Consider the following 18,667-nt stretch of genomic DNA (forward strand, 5'->3'; position numbering starts at 1 on the left):
CCTGTCACACGATGAGCGGTACGAATACGTCGCACTCGCCGACGCACCACACGTCCACGATCGGCGCCATCGGCGCGCCGAGCCGGCGCAACACCGAGCTCGCGCTCCTGGTGTTCGCCGTCGTCATCCCGGTGTTCGCCTACGCCAACGTCGGCCTGGCCCTCCACGACTCGGTGCCTCCGGGCCTGCTGAGCTACGGGCTCGGGCTCGGACTGCTCGCGGGCGTCGGGCATCTCGTCGTCCGGAAGTTCGCGCCGTACGCCGACCCCTTGATGCTGCCGCTGGCGACCCTGCTGAACGGGCTCGGACTGGTGGTGATCTGGCGGCTGGACCAGTCGAAGAAGCTCAGCAACTACGCCGATGCCGCACCGCGTCAGCTGCTGTACTCCGCGATGGGCGTCGCCCTGCTGGCGGTCGTGCTGGTCTTCCTCAAGGACCACCGCGTCCTGCAGCGCTACACCTACATCTCCATGGCCGGCGCGCTGTTGCTGCTGGTCCTGCCGCTCGTGCCCGGGCTCGGCGCGAACATCTACGGCGCCAAGATCTGGATCAAGATTCCCGGCCTCGGCACGCTCCAGCCCGGTGAGTTCGCGAAGATCGCCCTCGCGGTGTTCTTCGCCGGCTACCTCATGGTCAAAAGAGACGCCCTGGCCCTGGCCAGCCGCCGCTTCATGGGCCTGTACCTGCCGCGCGGCCGCGACCTGGGTCCGATCCTCGTCGTCTGGGTCATCTCGATCCTCATCCTGGTCTTCGAGACCGACCTCGGTACATCCCTGCTGTTCTTCGGGATGTTCATCATCATGCTGTACGTGGCCACCGAGCGGACCAGCTGGATCGTCTTCGGTCTGCTGATGTCCGCGGTGGGTGCCGTCGGCGTGGCGAGCTTCGAGCCGCACATCCAGACGCGTGTGCAAGCCTGGCTCGACCCGATGCATGAGTTCGAGCTCTCCCGCGCGGGCGTCCAGGACGGCATCGTCCACTCCGAACAGGCCATGCAAGCCCTGTGGGCCTTCGGCTCCGGCGGCACCCTCGGCACCGGCCTCGGACAGGGCAACTCCGACCTCATCGGCTTCGCCGCCAACTCCGACTTCATCCTCGCCACCTTCGGCGAGGAACTCGGGCTGGCCGGCGTCATGGCGATCCTGCTCCTGTACGGCCTGATCATCGAGAGGGGCGTGCGCACCGCGCTCGCGGCCCGCGACCCGTTCGGCAAGCTGCTGGCCATCGGCCTGTCCGGCGCCTTCGGCCTCCAGGTCTTCGTCGTCGCCGGCGGTGTCATGGGCCTCATCCCGCTGACCGGTATGACGCTGCCCTTCGTGGCCTACGGCGGCTCCTCCGTGATCGCCAACTGGGCCCTCATCGGCATCCTGCTGAGAATCAGCGACACGGCCCGCCGCCCGGCCCCCGCTCCCGCCGCCAACCCCGACGCCGAGATGACCCAGGTGGTCCGCCCGTCATGAACAAGCCCCTGCGCCGGATCGCGATCTTCTGCGGCCTGCTCGTTCTGGCACTGCTGATCCGCGACAACTGGATCCAGTACGTCCAGGCCGACGAGCTCCGGACCAACAAGAACAACCGCCGCGTCACCATCGAGCGCTATGCCTCGCCCCGCGGCAACATCATCGTCGGCGGAGAGCCGATCACCGGCTCCGCCGAATCGTCGGGCAGCGACTTCAAGTTCAAGCGCACCTACAAGGACGGCGCCATGTGGGCGCCGGTCACCGGCTACGCCTCGCAGGCCTTCGGCGCCAGCCAGCTCGAGAACCTCGAGGACGGCATCCTCACCGGTAACGACGACCGGCTGTTCTTCCGCAACACCCTCGACATGCTCACGGGCAAGAAGCAGCAGGGCGGCAACGTCGTCACCACCCTGAACGCCGCCGCGCAGAAGGCCGCTTACAACGGGCTGAAGAAGCAGGGCGGCAAGGGCGCCGTCGTCGCCCTGGAGCCGTCCACGGGCAAGATCCTGGCGCTGGCCTCCTTCCCGTCGTACGACCCGTCGTCCTTCGCCGGCAACTCCACGACCACGGACACCAAGGCCTGGAAGAAGCTGCAGAAGGAGAACAACCCGGCCAACCCGATGCTCAACCGGGCGCTGCGCGAGACCTACCCGCCGGGCTCCACCTTCAAGGTCGTCACCGCGGCCGCCGCTCTCGAGGACGGCATCTACACCGACCCGGACGGCAAGACCAACTCGCCCGACCCGTGGATCATGAAGGGCACCACCACCAAGCTGCCCAACGAGGGCAACATCCCCTGCAAGAACGCGACGCTGCGGGTGGCCCTCCAGTACTCCTGCAACACCGTCTTCGGCAAGATCGGCTCCGACCTCGGCAACGACAAGATGCTGGACATGGCCAAGAAGTTCGGCTTCGACGAGGAGCAGTTCACGCCGGTCCGCGCCAACGCCTCGGTCTTCTCCGACAACATGAACCCGTCTCAGACCGCGCTGTCCTCCATCGGCCAGTTCAACACCGCCGCGACTCCGCTGCAGATGGCCATGGTCGCCTCCGCCGTCGCCAACGACGGCAAGCTGATGAAGCCGTACATGGTCGACGAGCTCCAGTCGCCCGGCCTCGACCCGATCGCGAAGACCGACCCCGAAGAGCTGAGCCAGCCTCTGTCCCCCGAGAACGCCCAGAAGCTCCAGTCCATGATGGAGACGGTCGTCGACAAGGGCACCGGCGCGAACGCCAAGATCGACGGCGTCAAGGTGGGTGGCAAGACCGGCACCGCCCAGCACGGCGTCGACAACAGCGAGAACCCCTACGCGTGGTTCATCTCCTACGCCAAGGTCGACGACGACAGCTCGCCGGTCGCCGTGGCGGTCGTCGTCGAGGACGACAACGCCGTCCGCGACGACATCTCCGGTGGCGGCCTCGCGGCCCCGATCGCGAGGAACGTGATGGAGGCGGTCATCGACAGCAAGAAGTGACCCCGCTCACGCCTGCTTCACATCGGTGCACGTTGCGATACCGGTCCTGTATCGGCTGACGGGCTTGGCCAGATCACACAAAGCGAGCCGGGTACGGTAGGCCCGGACGGCAGCCTCCGACCGTACAAGCGTGCCGGTCGGGACCGACGGAGAGGGCTGGTAGGTAGCTATGGAAGAGCCGCGTCGCCTCGGCGGCCGGTACGAACTGGGCCAGGTGCTCGGGCGTGGTGGCATGGCGGAGGTCTACCTCGCGCATGACACCCGCCTCGGCCGCACCGTGGCGGTGAAGACGCTGCGCGCGGATCTCGCGCGTGACCCTTCCTTCCAGGCCCGGTTCCGCCGGGAGGCCCAGTCGGCCGCCTCGCTCAACCATCCCGCGATCGTCGCGGTCTACGACACGGGCGAGGACTACATCGACAACGTGTCGATCCCGTACATCGTCATGGAGTACGTGGACGGCTCGACCCTGCGTGAGCTGCTCCACTCCGGCCGCAAGCTGCTGCCGGAGCGGTCCATGGAGATGACCATCGGCATCCTCCAGGCCCTGGAGTACTCCCACCGCGCCGGCATCGTCCACCGCGACATCAAGCCGGCCAACGTCATGCTCACGCGCAACGGCCAGGTCAAGGTGATGGACTTCGGCATCGCCCGGGCCATGGGCGACTCCGGCATGACGATGACGCAGACCTCCGCGGTCATCGGCACCGCCCAGTACCTCTCCCCGGAGCAGGCCAAGGGCGAGCAGGTCGACGCCCGCTCCGACCTGTACTCCACCGGCTGTCTGCTCTACGAGCTGCTGACCGTCCGTCCGCCCTTCGTCGGCGACTCCCCGGTGGCCGTGGCCTACCAGCACGTCCGCGAGGAACCGCAGTCCCCGAGCGTCTTCGACCCCGAGATCACGCCCGAGATGGACGCGATCGTGCTGAAGGCGCTCGTCAAGGACCCGGACTACCGCTACCAGTCGGCCGACGAGATGCGGGCCGACATCGAGGCCTGCCTCGACGGCCAGCCCGTCGCCGCCACGGCCGCGATGGGCGCGGTCGGCTACGGCGGCTACCCCGACGACCAGCCGACGACGGCCCTGCGCGCGGACTCCGGCGCGGGTGCCACGTCCATGCTGCCCCCCATGAACCCGGACGACGGCGGCTACGGCTACGACGACCGCCCCGACCGGCGCCGCGGTCAGCAGCGCAAGTCCAACACCTCCACGATCCTGCTGGTGGTGGCGGGCATCCTGGTCCTGGTCGGTGCGATCCTGATCGGCCGGTGGGCGGTCAGCGGCGAAGGCGTGAGCAACGACAAGGTCGCGGCACCCAACTTCGTCGGCGAGACGAAGAAGGGCGCCCAGAAACTGGCCGAGAACTCCGACCTCAAACTGTCCTTCTCCAGCAAGCCCTGCGACAACGAGGCCAAGGGCAGCATCTGCTCCCAGGACCCCGCGGCCGAGACGAAGGTCAACAAGGGCGACACCATCTCCCTGGTCGTGTCGACGGGGGCACCCAAGGTGACGGTGCCCAGCGTCACCGGCCTCAGTCTCGAAGAGGCGAAGGACAAGCTGGCGAGCGACAAGTACAAGTTCGAGGTCGAAACGGAAACCCGGACGTCCCCCGAGAAACCCGGCACCGTCCTGGAGCAGAACCCCACCACGGGCGAAGAGGTGGAAAAGGGCACCACGATCACCCTGACCATCGCCAAGGAGGCGCAGAAGTCCACCGTGCCGGACGTGCTCGGCCGGGACTGCAACGCCGCCAAGCAGCAGATGCAGGCCAACAACCTGGTCGGCAACTGCACCGAGGTGGAGACCGACGACGACAGCCAGGTCGGCAAGGTCATCCAGACCACGCCCCAGGCCGGCACGTCGGTCGAGCCGAACTCGTCGGTCAACATCCAGATCGGCAAGAAGAAGCAGCAGCAGAAGGTCAAGGTCCCGCAGGTCGTCGGCCTGACGGTCGGCCAGGCCAAGCAGACCCTCGCGCAGCAGGGCTTCACCAACATCCAGTTCGCGAACGGCAGCGACCAGAGCGACAACGCCCTCGTCGCCGGCCAGAACCCCGGCCCCAACCAGGAGGTCGACGACCCGGCAGGGACGACGATCACCCTCCAGACCGTCGGCTTCGGCCAGGACAACGGCGGCAACAACAACGGCGGCGGCGGCGGAAACGGCGGCATCTTCGGCGGCCTCAACGGCAGCAACGAAGACGACTGACCCCGCCCACCACACCGTCCCTCCCCAGAGCCCCCGGCCTCACAGAGGCCGGGGGCTCTGGCCTTTCAAGGGCGAGGACATCCTTCCTCGCAAGACTGTGCGTCCGTCGATCGTGTCTTCATATGTCCCGACTCGTTCACCCGGTGGGGTGGGGCATCGGAACCGCACCCCGGCCATACGAGCCGGAGGACAGAACGTGATCAACGAAACGGCCTTGCTGGAATCACAGACCCTGCGCGGCAGCGTGCTCGACCGCACGGACGTGCTCGACCGGGTGAAAGCACTGTCTCTGCTGCCAGACGGGATGCATGTGACGACCGCGATGGTGGCGTCGTACTTCGACGTCGGTCTCGAAGCCATCAAGTCATTGGTCAAGGACCACCGAACCGAGCTGGAAGCAAGCGGCTACCGGTTGCTGACCGGCGAAGAACTGAGGTCCTTCAAGAACCTCAGTGGAATCCAGTCACGCACCCGATCCCTCGCGCTCTTCCCCCGCCGCGCCGTCCTCAACATCGCCATGCTGCTCCGAGACAGCGACGTCGCACGTCAGGTGCGTGTGTACCTCCTCGACATGGAGTACCTGGCGCGCACACAGCCTGTGGAAAACCCTGCCTCGGCCGACACCGCCTCCCTCGACGCACACATCGACCAGCGCATCACCCACATCCTGGGCAGGACCGTCGTCCCCTTGTTCAACGCCCTGATCGAAACCTCGGGCGAGCACCGACGGGAGCTCACCGCCCTCCGGGCAGGCGTCCAGCGCATCGAGAAGCGGCTCCGGCAGCACCACAACCGGCTGCAGCGGCTGGAAGCCCCCCGGGAGGACCGCCCCCTCGCCGGAGTCATGGCCGCCATGGACGCCATGAACGGGCGCGAGTTCGAAGAACACATCGCCCAGCTGCTGCGCCGCGACGGCTGCACCGACGTCATCGTGCAAGGCGGCGGAAGGGACAGGGGCATCGACATCACCGCGCTCACCGCCGACGGGCGGCGCATCGTCGCCCAGTGCAAGAGGTTCGCGCCCCACCTCTCCATCACCAGCCCCGAAATCCAGAAGTTCCTCGGGGCGGCCAAGGTCCTGCACGACTCCGAGGTGGCCCTGTTCGTGGCGACCTGCCCCTTCACCCGCGACGCCCTCAACATCGCGGCCGAGAGCGGCATCACCGCCGTACATCGCGGGCTGGTGGAGGAATGGAGCGCCGGGGCGGCCCTGACCGTCCTGGAGTGACGTGACGGCCCGACCGTGACAAAGGCCCGAAGCCGCAAGACAAAGTTGCGGCTTCGGGCCTCCGTCATATTAGCGGCCAGCCTCCTACCAGGAGCGCAGTCAGCCCAGCTCCTTCGGCGGTGTCCGGTCCGCGTCCACCTTCTCCACCCGCTCCAGCTCCCCCCACACCACGTACCGGTACGTGCTCGTGTACACCGGCGTGCAGGTCGTCAGCGTGATGTAGTGGCCCGGCTTCTTCCTGCCGGACTCCTCCGGGACCTGGGAAAGGACCTTGACGTTGAACTTCGAGGTCTCCGGAAGGATGCCGAAGACCTTGTAGACGTACCACTTGTCCTTCGTCTCGAAGACGATCGGGTCGCCCTTCTCGATCTTGTCGATGTTGTGGAACTTCGCACCGTGGCCGTCCCGGTGGGCGGCGAGGGAGAAGTTGCCGTCCTTGCCCGACATCGGCAGGGTCGCCTTGACCGGGTCGGTGTAGTAGCCGGCGACACCGTCGTTGAGAATCTTGCTCGACGTGCCCTTCTCGACCAGGACCTCGCCGTTCCGCATCGCCGGCACGTGCAGGAAACCGATGCCGTTCTTGGTGTCCAGCACACCGGGACCGCCCCGGCCGTGGGCCCAGTCGTCACGGACCTTGTCTGCCTGCTTGCCGGCCGCCCGGTCGGCGACCACGTTCGTCCACCACAACGAGTAGACGACGAACAGGCCGAGGACCAGGCCCGCCGTGATGAGGAGTTCCCCGAAGAAGCTGACCGTCATGGCGATCGGACCGGGCCTGCGGCGTGCCGCAGGCGGCCGGGACGCCCCGCCGGTGTGCTTCTCGTGGTCCGTGTCGGTGGTCGCTGCCACTGGTCATCTGCCCTTAACTGACGAGCGCATCCGGCTTGCCCTTGCTGCGCGGCCGTTCCTCGACCATCTTGCCCCAGACGATCATCCGGTACTTGCTGGTGAACTCCGGCGTGCACGTGGTCAGCGTGATGTAACGGCCGGGCTTGGTGAATCCGGACCCCGTGGGCACGGGATTCAGCACGCTCGTGTTGCTCGGCGGCGTCACCGGAAGGATCGACGCCATCTTGTAGACGAAGTACTCGTCCTGCGTCTCCACGACGATCGGATCGCCCGGAGCGAGCTTGTTGATGTACCGGAACGGCTCTCCGTGGGTGTTGCGATGGCCCGCGAGCCCGAAGTTCCCCGTCTTGTCACCGGGCATCGCCGTCTTCAGCGCACCCTCGGCGTAGTGGCCGACCATCCCCCGGTCCAGCACGCCGTTGCTGCTGGTGCCCTCGGCGATCGGCACCACCACGTCCAGCTTCGGAATGTGCAGGATGGCGAAACCCTGCCCCGGCTCGAAGACCCCCGGGTTGCGCTTGCCGCTCGCCCAGTCGTCCTGGAGACTGCTGGCCTCCTGGCCGGCCTCCGCATGCGCCCGGACGTTCGTCCACCACAGCTGATAGGTGACGAACAGCAGCATCAGCACGCCGGTCGTGATGAACACCTCGCCAATGGCCCGGCTCGCGACGACCGCCGGACCGGGCTTGCGCGCCCGTGCCTGCCGCCGCGCCTCGACCCGCGACAGCGGCGCCCGTGCCCGGTTCCCGGAATCGGATGCGCTGCCCCCGTGGGCAGCCGCCGGAGCGTCCGCCGCACCCCCATGGCGCCCGTGACGGCGTTTGGCGGCCTTTCTGCGGGCCGCGCGGCCACCGGGGGCGGATCCGTCCTGCCGGGCGCCCGAAGAAGCCGCAGAACCCACTGTGGGATCGCCGTCCTCCGCAGGAGGATCCGGAATCCGCAGCGCCACCGTCTCCTCGTCGACGGGCGGCAGATACGCCTCGTCCGGGACGGGCTCGTACGACGCGTACTGCCCCGGATGCCGCACACCGGACGGCGGCCGCGCTCCCGGCCCCGACGGATACGGCTCCTGCCGCGACGACGCCCCGTACCCCCCGCCCGACCAGTCCTCGAACGCACCCGACACCCCGTACGACTGCTGCCCGTACGAGGTGTCGGACTCGCGCTCGGGGCGCAGCGCGGTCACGCCGTGGCCCTGCCCACCACCGGGGCGAGCCCGGCCGACCTCGCCACCGCACCCTGGTCGCCGCACTCGACCAGCCAGTTCGCCAGCATCCGGTGCCCATGCTCGGTCAGCACCGACTCTGGGTGGAACTGCACTCCCTCGACCGGAAGTTCGCGGTGCCTGAGGCCCATCACGATGCCGTCGTGCGTGCGCGCCGTGACCTCCAGCTCCGCCGGAACCGTGGCCGGCTCGGCGGCCAGCGAGTGGTAGCGCGTCGCCGTGAAGGGGGAGGGCAGGCCCGCGAAGACACCGCCACCGCCGTGCTCGACCAACGACGTCTTGCCGTGCAGCAGCTCAGGCGCGCGGTCCACCACACCGCCGTACGCCACCTGCATCGACTGCATGCCGAGGCACACGCCGAAGACCGGGACACCCGTGTCGGCGCAGTGCCGGACCATGTCCACGCACACACCGGCCTGCTCCGGCGTGCCGGGGCCCGGGGAGAGCAGGACCCCGTCGAAACCGTCCTGCGCGTGCGCGGTCGACACCTCGTCGTTGCGCAGAACCTCGCACTCGGCGCCCAGCTGGTACAGGTACTGGACCAGGTTGAAGACAAAGCTGTCGTAATTGTCGACGACGAGAATGCGCGCGCTCACTGGTTGTCCACCGTCACATCGTTGAAGGGCAGCAGCGGTTCCGCCCACGGGAAGACGTACTGGAAGAGGACGTAGACCACGGCCACTACCAGGACGAGTGAGATCACTGCCTTCGCCCACGTGTTTCCCGGCAGATGCCGCCAGATCCAGCCGTACATGCCGTCCCTTCCGTCGTACCACGGCACCAGACCCACGCCGTACAGCCACCAGACTAACGGCGCAGCGCCTCTGGTTTCCCGGCCTCCACGGGCTGAGTGGAGTCCAGGTGCGCCCAGACGATCAGCCGATGACTATGCCCCCATTCCGGTTCGCACGTGGTCAGCGTCAGATACCGGCCCGAACGCGTGTACCCGGAAATACGTGGGACAGGGTCGATCACCTCGATGTCGGACGGGACTGTTTTGTACGGGCCTTTGTCGATCCGATACGTGAACCAGGTCGTACCGTCGGTCAGCACCACCGCATCGCCCCGCCTGAGCTCGGGGAAGTCCTTGAAGGGGTCGCCGTAGGTACGGCGGTGGCCGGCGACCGCGAAGTTCCCCTTCTGCCCGAGCTGAGCCGTCTCGGCATAGTGGCCCAGGCCCTTCTTCAGGGTGCCGACGGCGGTGCCCTCGAGCACGGGCTTGTTCCACGTGAAACCGAGCCGCGGGATGTACATGATCGCGAAAGGCCTGCCCTTGGCGTAGGGCGCGGGTCTCACAGGGCCCGCGGGCGAGCCGCCGGCCGGCGGACGGGGTTTCGACCACTCCTTCCGGAGCACGTCGATCTGGTCGTCCATGACGCCGTCGGCCTGCACGCCGGTCCAGAAGAGCACGTAAACGACGAACAGCACGATCAGGCTGCCGACGGTGATGCAGAGTTCGCTGACGGTCCTGACGATCACGCGCACCGGCAGCTCCCCCGGTCCGGCTACTGCTCCACAGGCTTCGCGTAATGCAGATCCACTGTGCCCGAGTAGCCGGGCAGAGTCACCGGGCCGTTCTCCTCGACTTTCCATCCGAGCCCGTAGACATTGACGTAGACCATGTAGTTCTGGATCGCCGGCGAGGCCGCGAGCGCCTTCTGGAGTTTGCCCGGGTTCCCGACCGCCGTGATCTTGTACGGCGGTGAGTAGACGCGACCCTGCAGGATCAGGGTGTTGCCCACGCAGCGCACCGCGCTGGTGGAGATCAGCCGCTGGTCCATGACCTTGATCCCCTTGGCCCCGCCCTGCCACAGCGCGTTCACCACGGCCTGGAGGTCCTGCTGGTGGATGACCAGGTAATCCGGCTGCGGCTCGGGATAGCCGGGGAGCTTGGCGGTGGCGTCCGGCGGGGCGTCGTTGAGGGTGACCGAGAGCGACTCGCCCGTGAGCTTCTGCGTGCCCGCGCGCTTCTCCAGCGCGGTGAGCTTGTCGTCCTCCGCCTTGGTGCTGCCGTCGTCGCGCTCGGCGAGGGTCTCTATCTCCTGGCGCAGGGTGCCGTTGGTCTCGTCCAGCTCACCGTTCTCACGGCTGCGCTCGTGGATGAGGTCGGACAGCTTCAGCAGGGAGGTGTCCGTGCGGATGTTGGTGCCCTTGGCCGTGTTGAAGCTGGTGAAGAAAATGAGCCCCGCGAGAGCGAACACGGCCGCCGTGAGGATGCGCACAGGCCGGAAACGCCGCGCGCGCTCAGGGGTGGATCCCGTCCCGGGGGAGTCGGCAGAATTGCTCAACGTACCCTTATCTCCTTCGGCGCGGCGGAAGCACTACGCTAACGGACGCCCGGGGGAGCAATCGGAGTCCCCTCACGCTGCCCCGAGACCGACCCAGTTACCTGCGCGGCCACGCAGCGCATCGACAGGAGAGACCCTCGTGCCGAAGTCACGTATCCGCAAGAAGGCCGACTACACGCCGCCGCCTGCGAAGCAGACGACCGCCATCAAGCTCAGCAACCGTGCCTGGGTCGCGCCCGTCATGCTGGCCATGTTCCTCATCGGCCTGGCCTGGATCGTCGTCTTCTACGTCACCGACGGATCCCTGCCCATCGACTCGCTGGGCAACTGGAACATCGTGGTGGGCTTCGGCTTCATCGCCGCCGGATTCGGCGTCTCGACCCAGTGGAAGTAGCGGTCACCGCACGGTGAACGCAGTTCTGCCCAGGGGTGTTCGCTGAGTTATCCACAGCAGTTTTCCACATGGGGATAATGAAGACGATCTGTGGATAACCCGTTGGGCGTTGACGCCGGTATGACGGAAGTACCGGCACTCGAAAACATGTTCGCCCCCTGCCTGACCTGCGGATACGCAGGTCGGTGACAGGGGGCACATGTGTTCCCGCACCGTATGCACAAGATCCGGCACCCGCTGTGGACAACGCCTGCTCAGGCGAGCTGCGCCGTCCTCAGAACGGTCATGAGCACGACCACGCCCAGGACCAGGGCGCAGGTGCCGTACTGCACGATCGCCCGGCGCTCGCGCGGGGCGTGGACCATGGCGTATCCGACGACGACACCGGCGACCAGACCCCCGATGTGGGCCTGCCAGGAGATGTTGAAGCCGGGGCTGAAGGTGAAGATCAGGTTGATCACCAGCAGCGCGATGATCGGCCGCATGTCGTAGTTGAGCCGGCGCATCAGTACGGCTGTCGCGCCGAAGAGGCCGAAGATCGCGCCCGAGGCGCCCAGGGTCGCCGTGGTCGGGGACGCCAGCAGGTAGGCCAGCGCGCTGCCCGCGAGGCCGGAGATGAAATAGAGCGCCAGATAGCGGGCGCGGCCCAGGGCCGCCTCGAGCGGGCCGCCGAGCCACCAGAGGCTGAGCATGTTGAACGCGATGTGCCAGATCTCCTGGTGCGTGAACGTCGACGTCACCATGCGGTACCACTCGCCTCCTGCCACGCCCTGTGTGGGCGTGAAGGGCGCCGGTGGCCAGGCGCCGAGCAGGACGATGTCGTTCAGCAGCGACTCGTGGACCTGGACGGCGATGAACACGGCCAGGTTGATGCCGATGAGGATCTTGGTCAGCAGTCGGGGATCGGCGGCGATCGAGCCGCCCGCGATCGTCCGGGGCAGCGCGGCCGTGGGCGAGTGGCCCGTGCCGGAGCCGGTGCGGACGCACTCGGGGCACTGGAAGCCGACAGAGGCGTTGACCATGCACTCGGGGCAGATCGGTCGCTCGCAGCGCGTGCAGCGGATGCCGGTCTCGCGGTCCGGGTGGCGGTAGCACATGGGGACGCTGTGGGCGTCCTGCGGGCTGCCCGCAGCCTGGTCGTCCATGGTCTCCCCTAGGTCGTGTGAGAAAAGCCCGCCCCGCTCATCCTTACGGATGAGCGGGGCGATTGGTTCCCTGCGGGAGCCTCGCGCGGTTCCCGGTGGAAGCCTTCGCGCTCAGCGGGTTTCGATGACGACCGACTCGATGATCACGTCGTTGAGCGGCCGGTCGGTGCGCGGGTTCGTCTGGGCGGTGGCGATGGTGTCGACGACCTTCTGGCTCGCCGCGTCGGTGACGTCGCCGAAGATGGTGTGCTTGCGGTTCAGCCATGCCGTCGGGGAGACGGTGATGAAGAACTGCGAGCCGTTGGTGCCCGGGCCGGCGTTGGCCATCGCCAGCACGTAGGGCTTGTCGAAGCGCAGGTCGGGGTGGAACTCGTCCTCGAACTGGTAGCCGGGGCCGCCGGTGCCGTTGCCCAGCGGGTCGCCGCCCTGGATCATGAAGCCACTGATCACCCGGTGGAAGACCGTGCCGTCGTAGAGCCTGTCCGTGGTCTTCGCGCCGGTCTCCGGGTGGGTCCACTCCCGCTCGCCCTGGGCGAGCTCGACGAAGTTCTTGACCGTCTTGGGCGCGTGGTTCGGCAGGAGCCGGACTTCGATGTCGCCGTGATTGGTCTTCAGGGTGGCGTAGAGCTGCTCGGCCACGATGTGCCTTCCGTTGTCTTTCCGTGACTCCCTGATCCTCGCACGGACGGGCCGCCGCGTCGCCCGGCCTGGGTGCAGCGGGGGGAAACCCTCGGCGGCGTTCACAGAAAACCAGTCGAGTAGCCCCGGGGCGGGGGCGCTCGGCAGCGATCCGTGGCATTGTCGACGACAAGCTCCTGTTGTCCCCTATTCATCCCGCTATCGCACGTGATCGGCTCCGGATGCCGGTTCTCGTGACCCGGATGCTCTTCCGCGCATGCCTGGTCGTGCGCCGGGAGGCATGATCCGTAAAAGGGTGGAAAGTCGAAATACCGTACGCCACCGAGGAGGAGGAACCCGTGACCCGCATCGACAGCGTGCGCGCCGCGACTGGTTCGGCGAAGGACAGCGTGCTGCACGCCGCGGAAGTGGTGGCGCCCTACGCCGACACGGCCAAGGACAGGGCCGCGCACTACGCACACGAGGCACGCGTACGGCTAGCGCCCAAGGTGACGCAGGCCGCAGGGCAGGCGCGCGTCCAGTACGGCACCCATGTGCAGCCGTATCTGGAGCAGGCCCGCACGCATGTGCCGCCGAAGGTCGACCAGGCCGCCCAGGAAGCCGCCGAACGTACTCGCAAGGCTGCCCGCCAGGCGGCGGAGTACTCGCGACCGAGGATCGAGCAGGCGGTGGCTGCGGCCGTGCCTGTCACGACCGAGGCCGCGGCCCGGAGCATGGCCGCCATGTCCGCGCTGCGCGGGCAGGTCTCACCCAAGGAGATCCAGAAGCTGGTCCGCAAGCACGAACGGCGGGCCAAGGCCGGTAAGGCCGCGAAGACGCTGGTGATCCTGGGTGCGGTCGCGGGCGGTGCTTTCGCCGCGTGGAAGTGGTGGGACAAGCAGGCCAATCCGGACTGGCTGGTGGAGCCGCCGGCCGCGACGGAGGTCCCCGAGTCGGGGCGCCTGTCGTCCGTGGACGGCACCGGCCCGTCGGTCCTGGACCCGGAGGTCGAAGCCAAGCAGGCCGAGGACGAGGCCGCCCGCCGCGACGACCGTTCCTGAGGGCGCCGGATCCAACAGCCCGGCGGGGCGGGAGACTTGAGGGTCTCCCGCCCCGCCGGGCTGTTTCACGTGAAACACGTGCTCCCGGTATCGGCCCGGGCACGCAGAAACGCCCTCCGAAACCACGTTTCCGCAGTTCGGAGGGCGTTCTCAGAGTGGAGCCTAGGGGAGTCGAACCCCTGACATCTGCCATGCAAAGACAGCGCTCTACCAACTGAGCTAAGGCCCCGGAAGGGGACGTCCGGCCGGGGAAAACCTTGTCCCGGCGGGCGTCGGAGACCAGAGTACCGGGTCACCCCCGTGGTTCCGCAAAAAGATTGGGGGTCCCCGTCGTCGACCACTCTCCGTAAGATGCTCGGCGTGGTTCGCTACCGCGAACCGCCGTACATGGGGAAGCGATGGGGAGACGCAATGGACGCCGCACAGCAGGAAGCGACCGCAAGAGCGCGGGAACTGCAGCGGAACTGGTACGGGGAGCCACTGGGGGCGCTCTTCCGTAGGCTCATCGACGATCTTGGTCTCAACCAGGCTCGTCTCGCGGGGGTTCTGGGACTGTCCGCACCGATGCTGTCGCAGCTGATGAGCGGTCAGCGCGCGAAGATCGGCAATCCCGCCGTGGTGCAGCGGGTTCAGCTGCTGCAGGACCTGGCGGGGCAGGTCGCGGACGGCAGCGTGAGTGCGGCCGAGGCCACCGAGCGGATGGAGGAGATCAAGAAGTCACAGGGGGGCTCGGTGCTGAGCAACACCACGCAGACGACGAGCAGTTCGGGGGCGCCCACGGTCAAGCGCGTCGTGCGCGAGATCCAGTCGCTGCTGCGGTCGGTCGCGGCGGCGGGCGACATCATCGACGCCGCCGACACCCTCGCCCCGACCCATCCGGAGCTGGCAGAGTTCCTCCGGGTCTACGGGGCCGGCCGCACCTCGGACGCGGTCTCGCACTACCAGTCCCACCAGAGCTGATCCCACCGCCCGGCCGCCGAAGGGGGTTCGGCAGCGGGCGTGGGTGAGGTGACGGGGGACACGTCGCGGTCGGACGGGCACGAGGGGGCGTGTTCCGTACGGGGGACCGGTCGACGCGAGGGGGATGTATCACTCATCGGGGGAGCCGGGGGGCTCGGGGGAGCTGGGTTTCGGGGGGAGCTGGGTTTCGGGGGAGTCGTTTCACCTGTCGGGGAGTCGTAGTGCTCGCCGAGGGGGAAGCAAGGGGGGAAGCCGCAGGGGGAGGAGCGACGTACAGCCATGGGTGAGGTCTTCGCCGGCCGGTACGAACTGGTCGACCCGATCGGACGCGGAGGGGTCGGTGCCGTCTGGCGTGCCTGGGACCACCGCCGCCGTCGCTATGTGGCCGCCAAGGTCCTGCTCCAGAGCGACGCGCACTCACTGCTGCGCTTCGTGCGGGAACAGGCTCTGCGGATCGACCACCCGCATGTGCTCGCCCCGACCAGCTGGGCCGCCGACGACGACAAGGTCCTGTTCACCATGGACCTGGTCGCGGGCGGATCCCTCGTGCACCTCGTCGGGGACTACGGCCCCCTCCCGCCGGCATTCGTCTGCACGCTGCTCGACCAGCTGCTGTCGGGCCTGTCCGCGGTGCACGCGGAGGACGTGGTCCACCGTGATGTGAAACCCGCCAATGTGCTGCTGGAGGCCACCGGCACGGGCCGGCCGCGGCTGCGGCTGTCCGACTTCGGCATCGCGATGCGGCTGGGCGAGCCCCGACTGACCGAGACCAACCTCGTGGTGGGGACGCCCGGTTATCTCGCGCCCGAGCAGATGATGGGCGCCGAACCGGACTTTCCCGCCGACCTGTTCGCCGTGGGACTGGTCGCGCTGTACCTGCTGGAGGGCGCCAAGCCGGACAGCAAGGCGCTCATCCAGTATTTCGCCGAGCACGGGACGCCCGGCGCACCGAAGGGCATTCCTGAGCCGCTGTGGCAGGTGGTGGCCATGCTGCTCCAGCCGGATCCGGAGGCGCGGTTCCGTACGGCCACGGGTGCGCGCAAGGCACTCGCCGCCGCCGTGGAGCTGCTTCCGGAGCCCGGCCCGGACGACGAGCTGATCGAGATCTTCGACCAACTGGGCCCGCTGCCGAGGGGGTTCGCGCCCGAGGGGCCGTTGGAGAGAGCGAAGGGGCTGGGCCCGAGGGAGGAGCCGTCCGACCACTCGGGGACGAGCGGGGAGCAGTCTCGGCACGGGCACGACGAGGGCGGGCTGCCGGCCCCGGGCGGGCAGCATTCCGAGCCCCACCGGCAACGCGCACCGTCGGTGTCGTCCGATCCGCGGCACACCGCCGACCCGGCGCGGCCGCCCTCCATGTCGGACACCGGCAGCTTCCATCTGCCGCCGCCACAGCCCACCGCCACCTCGTCTCCCACGGCCGGGCCGTCCCAGCCCTCCCCGGTCCACGCCCCGCACCGGCAGGCACCCGTCTCCTCCTACGACCCCACACACCGGCTGTCCTCCGCACAGCCACTCCCCCCGGTGTACTCCGGCCCTCCCCTGCCCCCCGCGGAGCACTACCGCACGGAGGCCTCCACAGCCTCGTACACCGCCCGGACACCGACGGCCCCGCCGAGCGGTCAGACCCCCTCCCGGCACCGGGCACACCGGCCGTCCCGGCCGGGGCCTCCGGCCAAGGTGGCGGTACCGCTGCTGCTCCTCGCGCTGGCCTGCTACGCCGTGGGCTTCTGGGCGTTGACCCGCATCTGAGCGATCGGCAGCACTGGCCGCATCGGGGCTATCGAGCGGCCCTGGCCTGCATCTGAGCCATCGGGCAGTCCAGGCCTGCATCGGTGCGATGGGACAGCCCTGAGCTGCATCGGAGCGATCGGTCGGCCGACAGCCCCGGGGGCCCGTCGGCGCTCCCTTACGCGACGCTCCTGCGTCGGGCCACAAGGCTCCACACCCCGAGTCCCACGAGCAGTGCGCTCCCGGTGCCGATGCCGCCCACGGCGAGCGCCCTCATGGCGGTGTCATCGCCCGCGGCCACGCCTTCCGCGGCCGCCTCCCGGTCCTCGTCCGAGACCTCGAAGACATCCTTCGGCACGGACTCCCCCGCGTACTCGGGGCCGCCCCGCGGCTCCCCGCTCACCGTCACGCGCAGCGTCATCTTGAACGGCCCGTCGCCGAAGGCGTCGGCGACGCCCTCCGAGAGGTGGGCGACGAGGTAGTAGGAGCCGGCGAAGCGCATCGCGCTCACCTGCGCGGCGGCGGAGTAGCGGTTGGCGTGGTCGACCGGTGGCAGGGGAGGCAGGCTTCTGGAATTCTGGCCGCCGTTGTAGCCGACGCCCACGTCGGCGACCTCACCGCGTGCGGGGTTGTAGAGGGTCAAATCCAGCGCGTCGGACGTGTAGCCGGTGGCGCTGGTGCCCGAGCTGCCGAGGTCCGCGGTGGCGGAGATCTGCTGTCCCCAGTCGACCGGCACCTCGTAGAAGAGGGTCTGGCCGGGCCGGATGTCGTCCCGCCAGACTCCCTGGTCGAGGGGGGTCGCCCCGGTGAACCCCGCGCCGCCCTTGCGGTGCTCGGCCTCGCCCTGGAGCGGCTGGGGCGTGGCGGAGTTCCACACGTCGGGTGCGCTGGTCGCCCCGGTCCGCACCGTCCGCGGTTCCGTCATGGCGACGAGTTCCAGGTCCCAGACGTCCGGTGAGGAGCCCTCGCCCTGGGGGTCGACGCGCTCGACGGACACGTAGTACGCACCTGGCTTCTTGCACAGCGGGCGGTTGGGCGAGATCTCGCGCATGCCCCACGCCGCGACGGGATGGGGGCTGCGAGCGGCCCCGAAGCTCGTGTTGTCGACGGAGCAGGTGTTGCCCTCGGCGTCCTGCACGGTCACCTTGACCCCGTCGATGACGGAGACGGTGCTGTCGGGGGAGGGGACGGCGGTGACGGAGACGTACGCGTTGGACGTGGCGTCGAGGTCGAGGCGGTAGTTGACCTTGCCGTTGCCCGGCAGGGAGCTCTTGTAGGCCTCGCCGGGCTTCAGGAGTTCGGCGTCCCCGGTGCTCCTCGCTCCCTGGACGTGCTGCGCGCCGTGGGTGAAGGCGTATGGGCTCGGTGTGCCGGAGATTTGCCCCGCGGCGGCGGAGGCCCGCGCCGGCACCACGGCCGCTGTCGTCCCCAGGATCACCGCAGCGGCGCCGACGCGCACGGCCATGGCCGGACGTCCGCGCCGCGCCCCCGCGCGTCGCCGCCACGCCGTACGGCACCGTCCCCTCACGCGCCACCCCTCACTGTCGCCGAACCGCACCCCGTTGGCCGGACCCCACACCGTCGCCGGACCCCGCACACCGTCGCCGGACGCTCACCGTCGCCGGACCGCAGAGCCGTGATCCGTGGCCCATCCTGCCGCGCCGGCCGGCGTCACGACCGGCCCTCGGCACACAAAACCCCGACCGCGAGGCGGCCGGGGTGTGCTCGGTCTGGGATGTCGTGACTCACGAACCCGTGGGAACGGAGTCAGTCGCCTCCGTCCACAGATCCTGCTCGGCGCGATCCGCCTGGATCTGGCGGTACACGAGGAGCCCGCCGATGGCGGCCAGTGCGACCAGGAGAAGCTTCTTCACCGCGCGACCTCGTCTTTCCTTGACGTAGGGGACCTCTGGCGCCCGACTATACACACCGGCCGATACCGATCGGTGACCTGAGTCGGCCCTCAACTCCCCTCTCGGGAAACGGGATAGAAGCGGAGTACACCGCTCCGATCGGAGGGTGATCACACC

The 18,667-nt window shown here is 68.5% G+C and carries 18 protein-coding genes and 1 tRNA gene; 8 read left to right on the forward strand and 11 right to left on the reverse strand.

The window, feature by feature from the left end; translation table 11 throughout:
* Window positions 1–11 precede the first annotated feature (11 nt).
* The 4 genes from ACFY5B_RS01905 to ACFY5B_RS01920 all read left to right on the forward strand — a co-directional run bounded on the left by ACFY5B_RS01905 (window position 12) and on the right by ACFY5B_RS01920 (window position 6,369).
* On the forward strand, window positions 12–1,460 hold the full coding sequence (locus tag ACFY5B_RS01905; RefSeq protein ID WP_389963098.1) for an FtsW/RodA/SpoVE family cell cycle protein: 1,449 nt from the start codon (window positions 12–14) through the stop codon (window positions 1,458–1,460).
* Window positions 1,457–2,935, forward strand: coding sequence for a peptidoglycan D,D-transpeptidase FtsI family protein (locus ACFY5B_RS01910; protein WP_389963101.1), 1,479 nt, complete (start codon window positions 1,457–1,459; stop codon window positions 2,933–2,935). The genes ACFY5B_RS01905 and ACFY5B_RS01910 overlap by 4 nt, the downstream gene beginning before the upstream one ends.
* Window positions 2,936–3,104: 169 nt before the next feature.
* Window positions 3,105–5,141: a Stk1 family PASTA domain-containing Ser/Thr kinase gene (gene pknB, locus ACFY5B_RS01915; RefSeq protein WP_389963104.1), complete on the forward strand. Its 2,037-nt coding sequence runs from the start codon at window positions 3,105–3,107 to the stop codon at window positions 5,139–5,141.
* Window positions 5,142–5,337: 196 nt separating this feature from the next.
* Complete coding sequence (locus ACFY5B_RS01920) at window positions 5,338–6,369, forward strand: restriction endonuclease (RefSeq protein ID WP_389963106.1); 1,032 nt, start codon at window positions 5,338–5,340, stop codon at window positions 6,367–6,369.
* A gap of 99 nt (window positions 6,370–6,468) precedes the next feature.
* Here ACFY5B_RS01920 and ACFY5B_RS01925 read toward each other — a convergent pair whose 3' ends face one another.
* The 6 genes from ACFY5B_RS01925 to ACFY5B_RS01950 are packed head-to-tail and all read right to left on the reverse strand — an operon-like array spanning window position 6,469 to window position 10,731.
* Window positions 6,469–7,218, reverse strand: coding sequence for a class E sortase (locus tag ACFY5B_RS01925; RefSeq protein WP_389963109.1), 750 nt, complete (start codon window positions 7,216–7,218; stop codon window positions 6,469–6,471).
* A gap of 13 nt (window positions 7,219–7,231) precedes the next feature.
* A complete protein-coding gene (locus ACFY5B_RS01930; protein WP_389963112.1) occupies window positions 7,232–8,404 on the reverse strand; it encodes a class E sortase in 1,173 nt (390 codons plus the stop codon).
* Window positions 8,401–9,039: an aminodeoxychorismate/anthranilate synthase component II gene (locus tag ACFY5B_RS01935; protein WP_104779146.1), complete on the reverse strand. Its 639-nt coding sequence runs from the start codon at window positions 9,037–9,039 to the stop codon at window positions 8,401–8,403. The genes ACFY5B_RS01930 and ACFY5B_RS01935 overlap by 4 nt, the downstream gene beginning before the upstream one ends.
* Window positions 9,036–9,233, reverse strand: coding sequence for a hypothetical protein (locus tag ACFY5B_RS01940; protein ID WP_037668147.1), 198 nt, complete (start codon window positions 9,231–9,233; stop codon window positions 9,036–9,038). The genes ACFY5B_RS01935 and ACFY5B_RS01940 overlap by 4 nt, the downstream gene beginning before the upstream one ends.
* A 17-nt stretch (window positions 9,234–9,250) precedes the next feature.
* Window positions 9,251–9,928: a class E sortase gene (locus ACFY5B_RS01945; RefSeq protein WP_389963115.1), complete on the reverse strand. Its 678-nt coding sequence runs from the start codon at window positions 9,926–9,928 to the stop codon at window positions 9,251–9,253.
* A gap of 20 nt (window positions 9,929–9,948) precedes the next feature.
* Window positions 9,949–10,731: a DUF881 domain-containing protein gene (locus tag ACFY5B_RS01950; protein ID WP_389963118.1), complete on the reverse strand. Its 783-nt coding sequence runs from the start codon at window positions 10,729–10,731 to the stop codon at window positions 9,949–9,951.
* A 139-nt stretch (window positions 10,732–10,870) separates the two neighbouring features.
* On the opposite strand from ACFY5B_RS01950, the gene crgA reads away from it, so the two are divergent.
* The gene (crgA, locus tag ACFY5B_RS01955) at window positions 10,871–11,125 is read left to right on the forward strand and encodes a cell division protein CrgA (RefSeq protein WP_030846986.1); all 255 of its coding nucleotides are present in this window, start codon (window positions 10,871–10,873) and stop codon (window positions 11,123–11,125) included.
* A gap of 254 nt (window positions 11,126–11,379) precedes the next feature.
* On the opposite strand, the gene ACFY5B_RS01960 is transcribed toward crgA, so the two are convergent.
* Both ACFY5B_RS01960 and ACFY5B_RS01965 read right to left on the reverse strand, forming a co-directional pair.
* Window positions 11,380–12,270 carry a rhomboid family intramembrane serine protease gene (locus tag ACFY5B_RS01960; protein ID WP_389963121.1) on the reverse strand — a complete coding sequence of 297 codons (891 nt, stop codon included), beginning with the start codon at window positions 12,268–12,270 and terminating at the stop codon, window positions 11,380–11,382.
* A 111-nt stretch (window positions 12,271–12,381) separates the two neighbouring features.
* Window positions 12,382–12,909 carry a peptidylprolyl isomerase gene (locus ACFY5B_RS01965; protein WP_389963124.1) on the reverse strand — a complete coding sequence of 176 codons (528 nt, stop codon included), beginning with the start codon at window positions 12,907–12,909 and terminating at the stop codon, window positions 12,382–12,384.
* A gap of 338 nt (window positions 12,910–13,247) precedes the next feature.
* Between ACFY5B_RS01965 and ACFY5B_RS01970 the strand changes: the two genes are divergently transcribed.
* Window positions 13,248–13,949 carry a DUF5324 family protein gene (locus ACFY5B_RS01970; protein WP_389963127.1) on the forward strand — a complete coding sequence of 234 codons (702 nt, stop codon included), beginning with the start codon at window positions 13,248–13,250 and terminating at the stop codon, window positions 13,947–13,949.
* Between the two features lie 156 nt (window positions 13,950–14,105).
* On the opposite strand, the gene ACFY5B_RS01975 is transcribed toward ACFY5B_RS01970, so the two are convergent.
* Window positions 14,106–14,178: transfer RNA gene (locus ACFY5B_RS01975), tRNA-Ala, on the reverse strand.
* A 182-nt stretch (window positions 14,179–14,360) separates the two neighbouring features.
* Between ACFY5B_RS01975 and ACFY5B_RS01980 the strand changes: the two genes are divergently transcribed.
* Complete coding sequence (locus ACFY5B_RS01980) at window positions 14,361–14,909, forward strand: DNA-binding protein (RefSeq protein ID WP_030846998.1); 549 nt, start codon at window positions 14,361–14,363, stop codon at window positions 14,907–14,909.
* 279 nt (window positions 14,910–15,188) lie between these two features.
* Window positions 15,189–16,658, forward strand: coding sequence for a protein kinase (locus ACFY5B_RS01985; protein ID WP_389963130.1), 1,470 nt, complete (start codon window positions 15,189–15,191; stop codon window positions 16,656–16,658).
* Window positions 16,659–16,815: 157 nt separating this feature from the next.
* Here ACFY5B_RS01985 and ACFY5B_RS01990 read toward each other — a convergent pair whose 3' ends face one another.
* Both ACFY5B_RS01990 and ACFY5B_RS01995 read right to left on the reverse strand, forming a co-directional pair.
* Window positions 16,816–18,102: a hypothetical protein gene (locus tag ACFY5B_RS01990; protein ID WP_389963133.1), complete on the reverse strand. Its 1,287-nt coding sequence runs from the start codon at window positions 18,100–18,102 to the stop codon at window positions 16,816–16,818.
* Window positions 18,103–18,382: 280 nt separating this feature from the next.
* Window positions 18,383–18,511 (reverse strand): DLW-39 family protein, encoded by a 129-nt coding sequence (locus ACFY5B_RS01995; RefSeq protein ID WP_003999697.1) that lies wholly within the window; start codon window positions 18,509–18,511, stop codon window positions 18,383–18,385.
* Window positions 18,512–18,667 lie beyond the last annotated feature (156 nt).

This window comes from Streptomyces sp. NPDC013187, from assembly GCF_042899705.1.
GTDB lineage: Bacteria > Actinomycetota > Actinomycetes > Streptomycetales > Streptomycetaceae > Streptomyces > Streptomyces hawaiiensis_A.

Excerpts from the sequence above, each read along its gene's own strand:
- ACFY5B_RS01905 (WP_389963098.1), top strand. The coding sequence starts at position 12 with ATGAGCGGTACGAATACGTCGCACTCGCCGACGCACCACACGTCCACG.
- ACFY5B_RS01910 (WP_389963101.1), top strand. The coding sequence starts at position 1,457 with ATGAACAAGCCCCTGCGCCGGATCGCGATCTTCTGCGGCCTGCTCGTT.
- pknB (WP_389963104.1), top strand. The coding sequence starts at position 3,105 with ATGGAAGAGCCGCGTCGCCTCGGCGGCCGGTACGAACTGGGCCAGGTG.
- ACFY5B_RS01960 (WP_389963121.1), bottom strand. The coding sequence starts at position 12,270 with ATGGACGACCAGGCTGCGGGCAGCCCGCAGGACGCCCACAGCGTCCCC.
- ACFY5B_RS01980 (WP_030846998.1), top strand. The coding sequence starts at position 14,361 with ATGGACGCCGCACAGCAGGAAGCGACCGCAAGAGCGCGGGAACTGCAG.
- ACFY5B_RS01985 (WP_389963130.1), top strand. The coding sequence starts at position 15,189 with ATGGGTGAGGTCTTCGCCGGCCGGTACGAACTGGTCGACCCGATCGGA.
- ACFY5B_RS01990 (WP_389963133.1), bottom strand. The coding sequence starts at position 18,102 with ATGGCCGTGCGCGTCGGCGCCGCTGCGGTGATCCTGGGGACGACAGCG.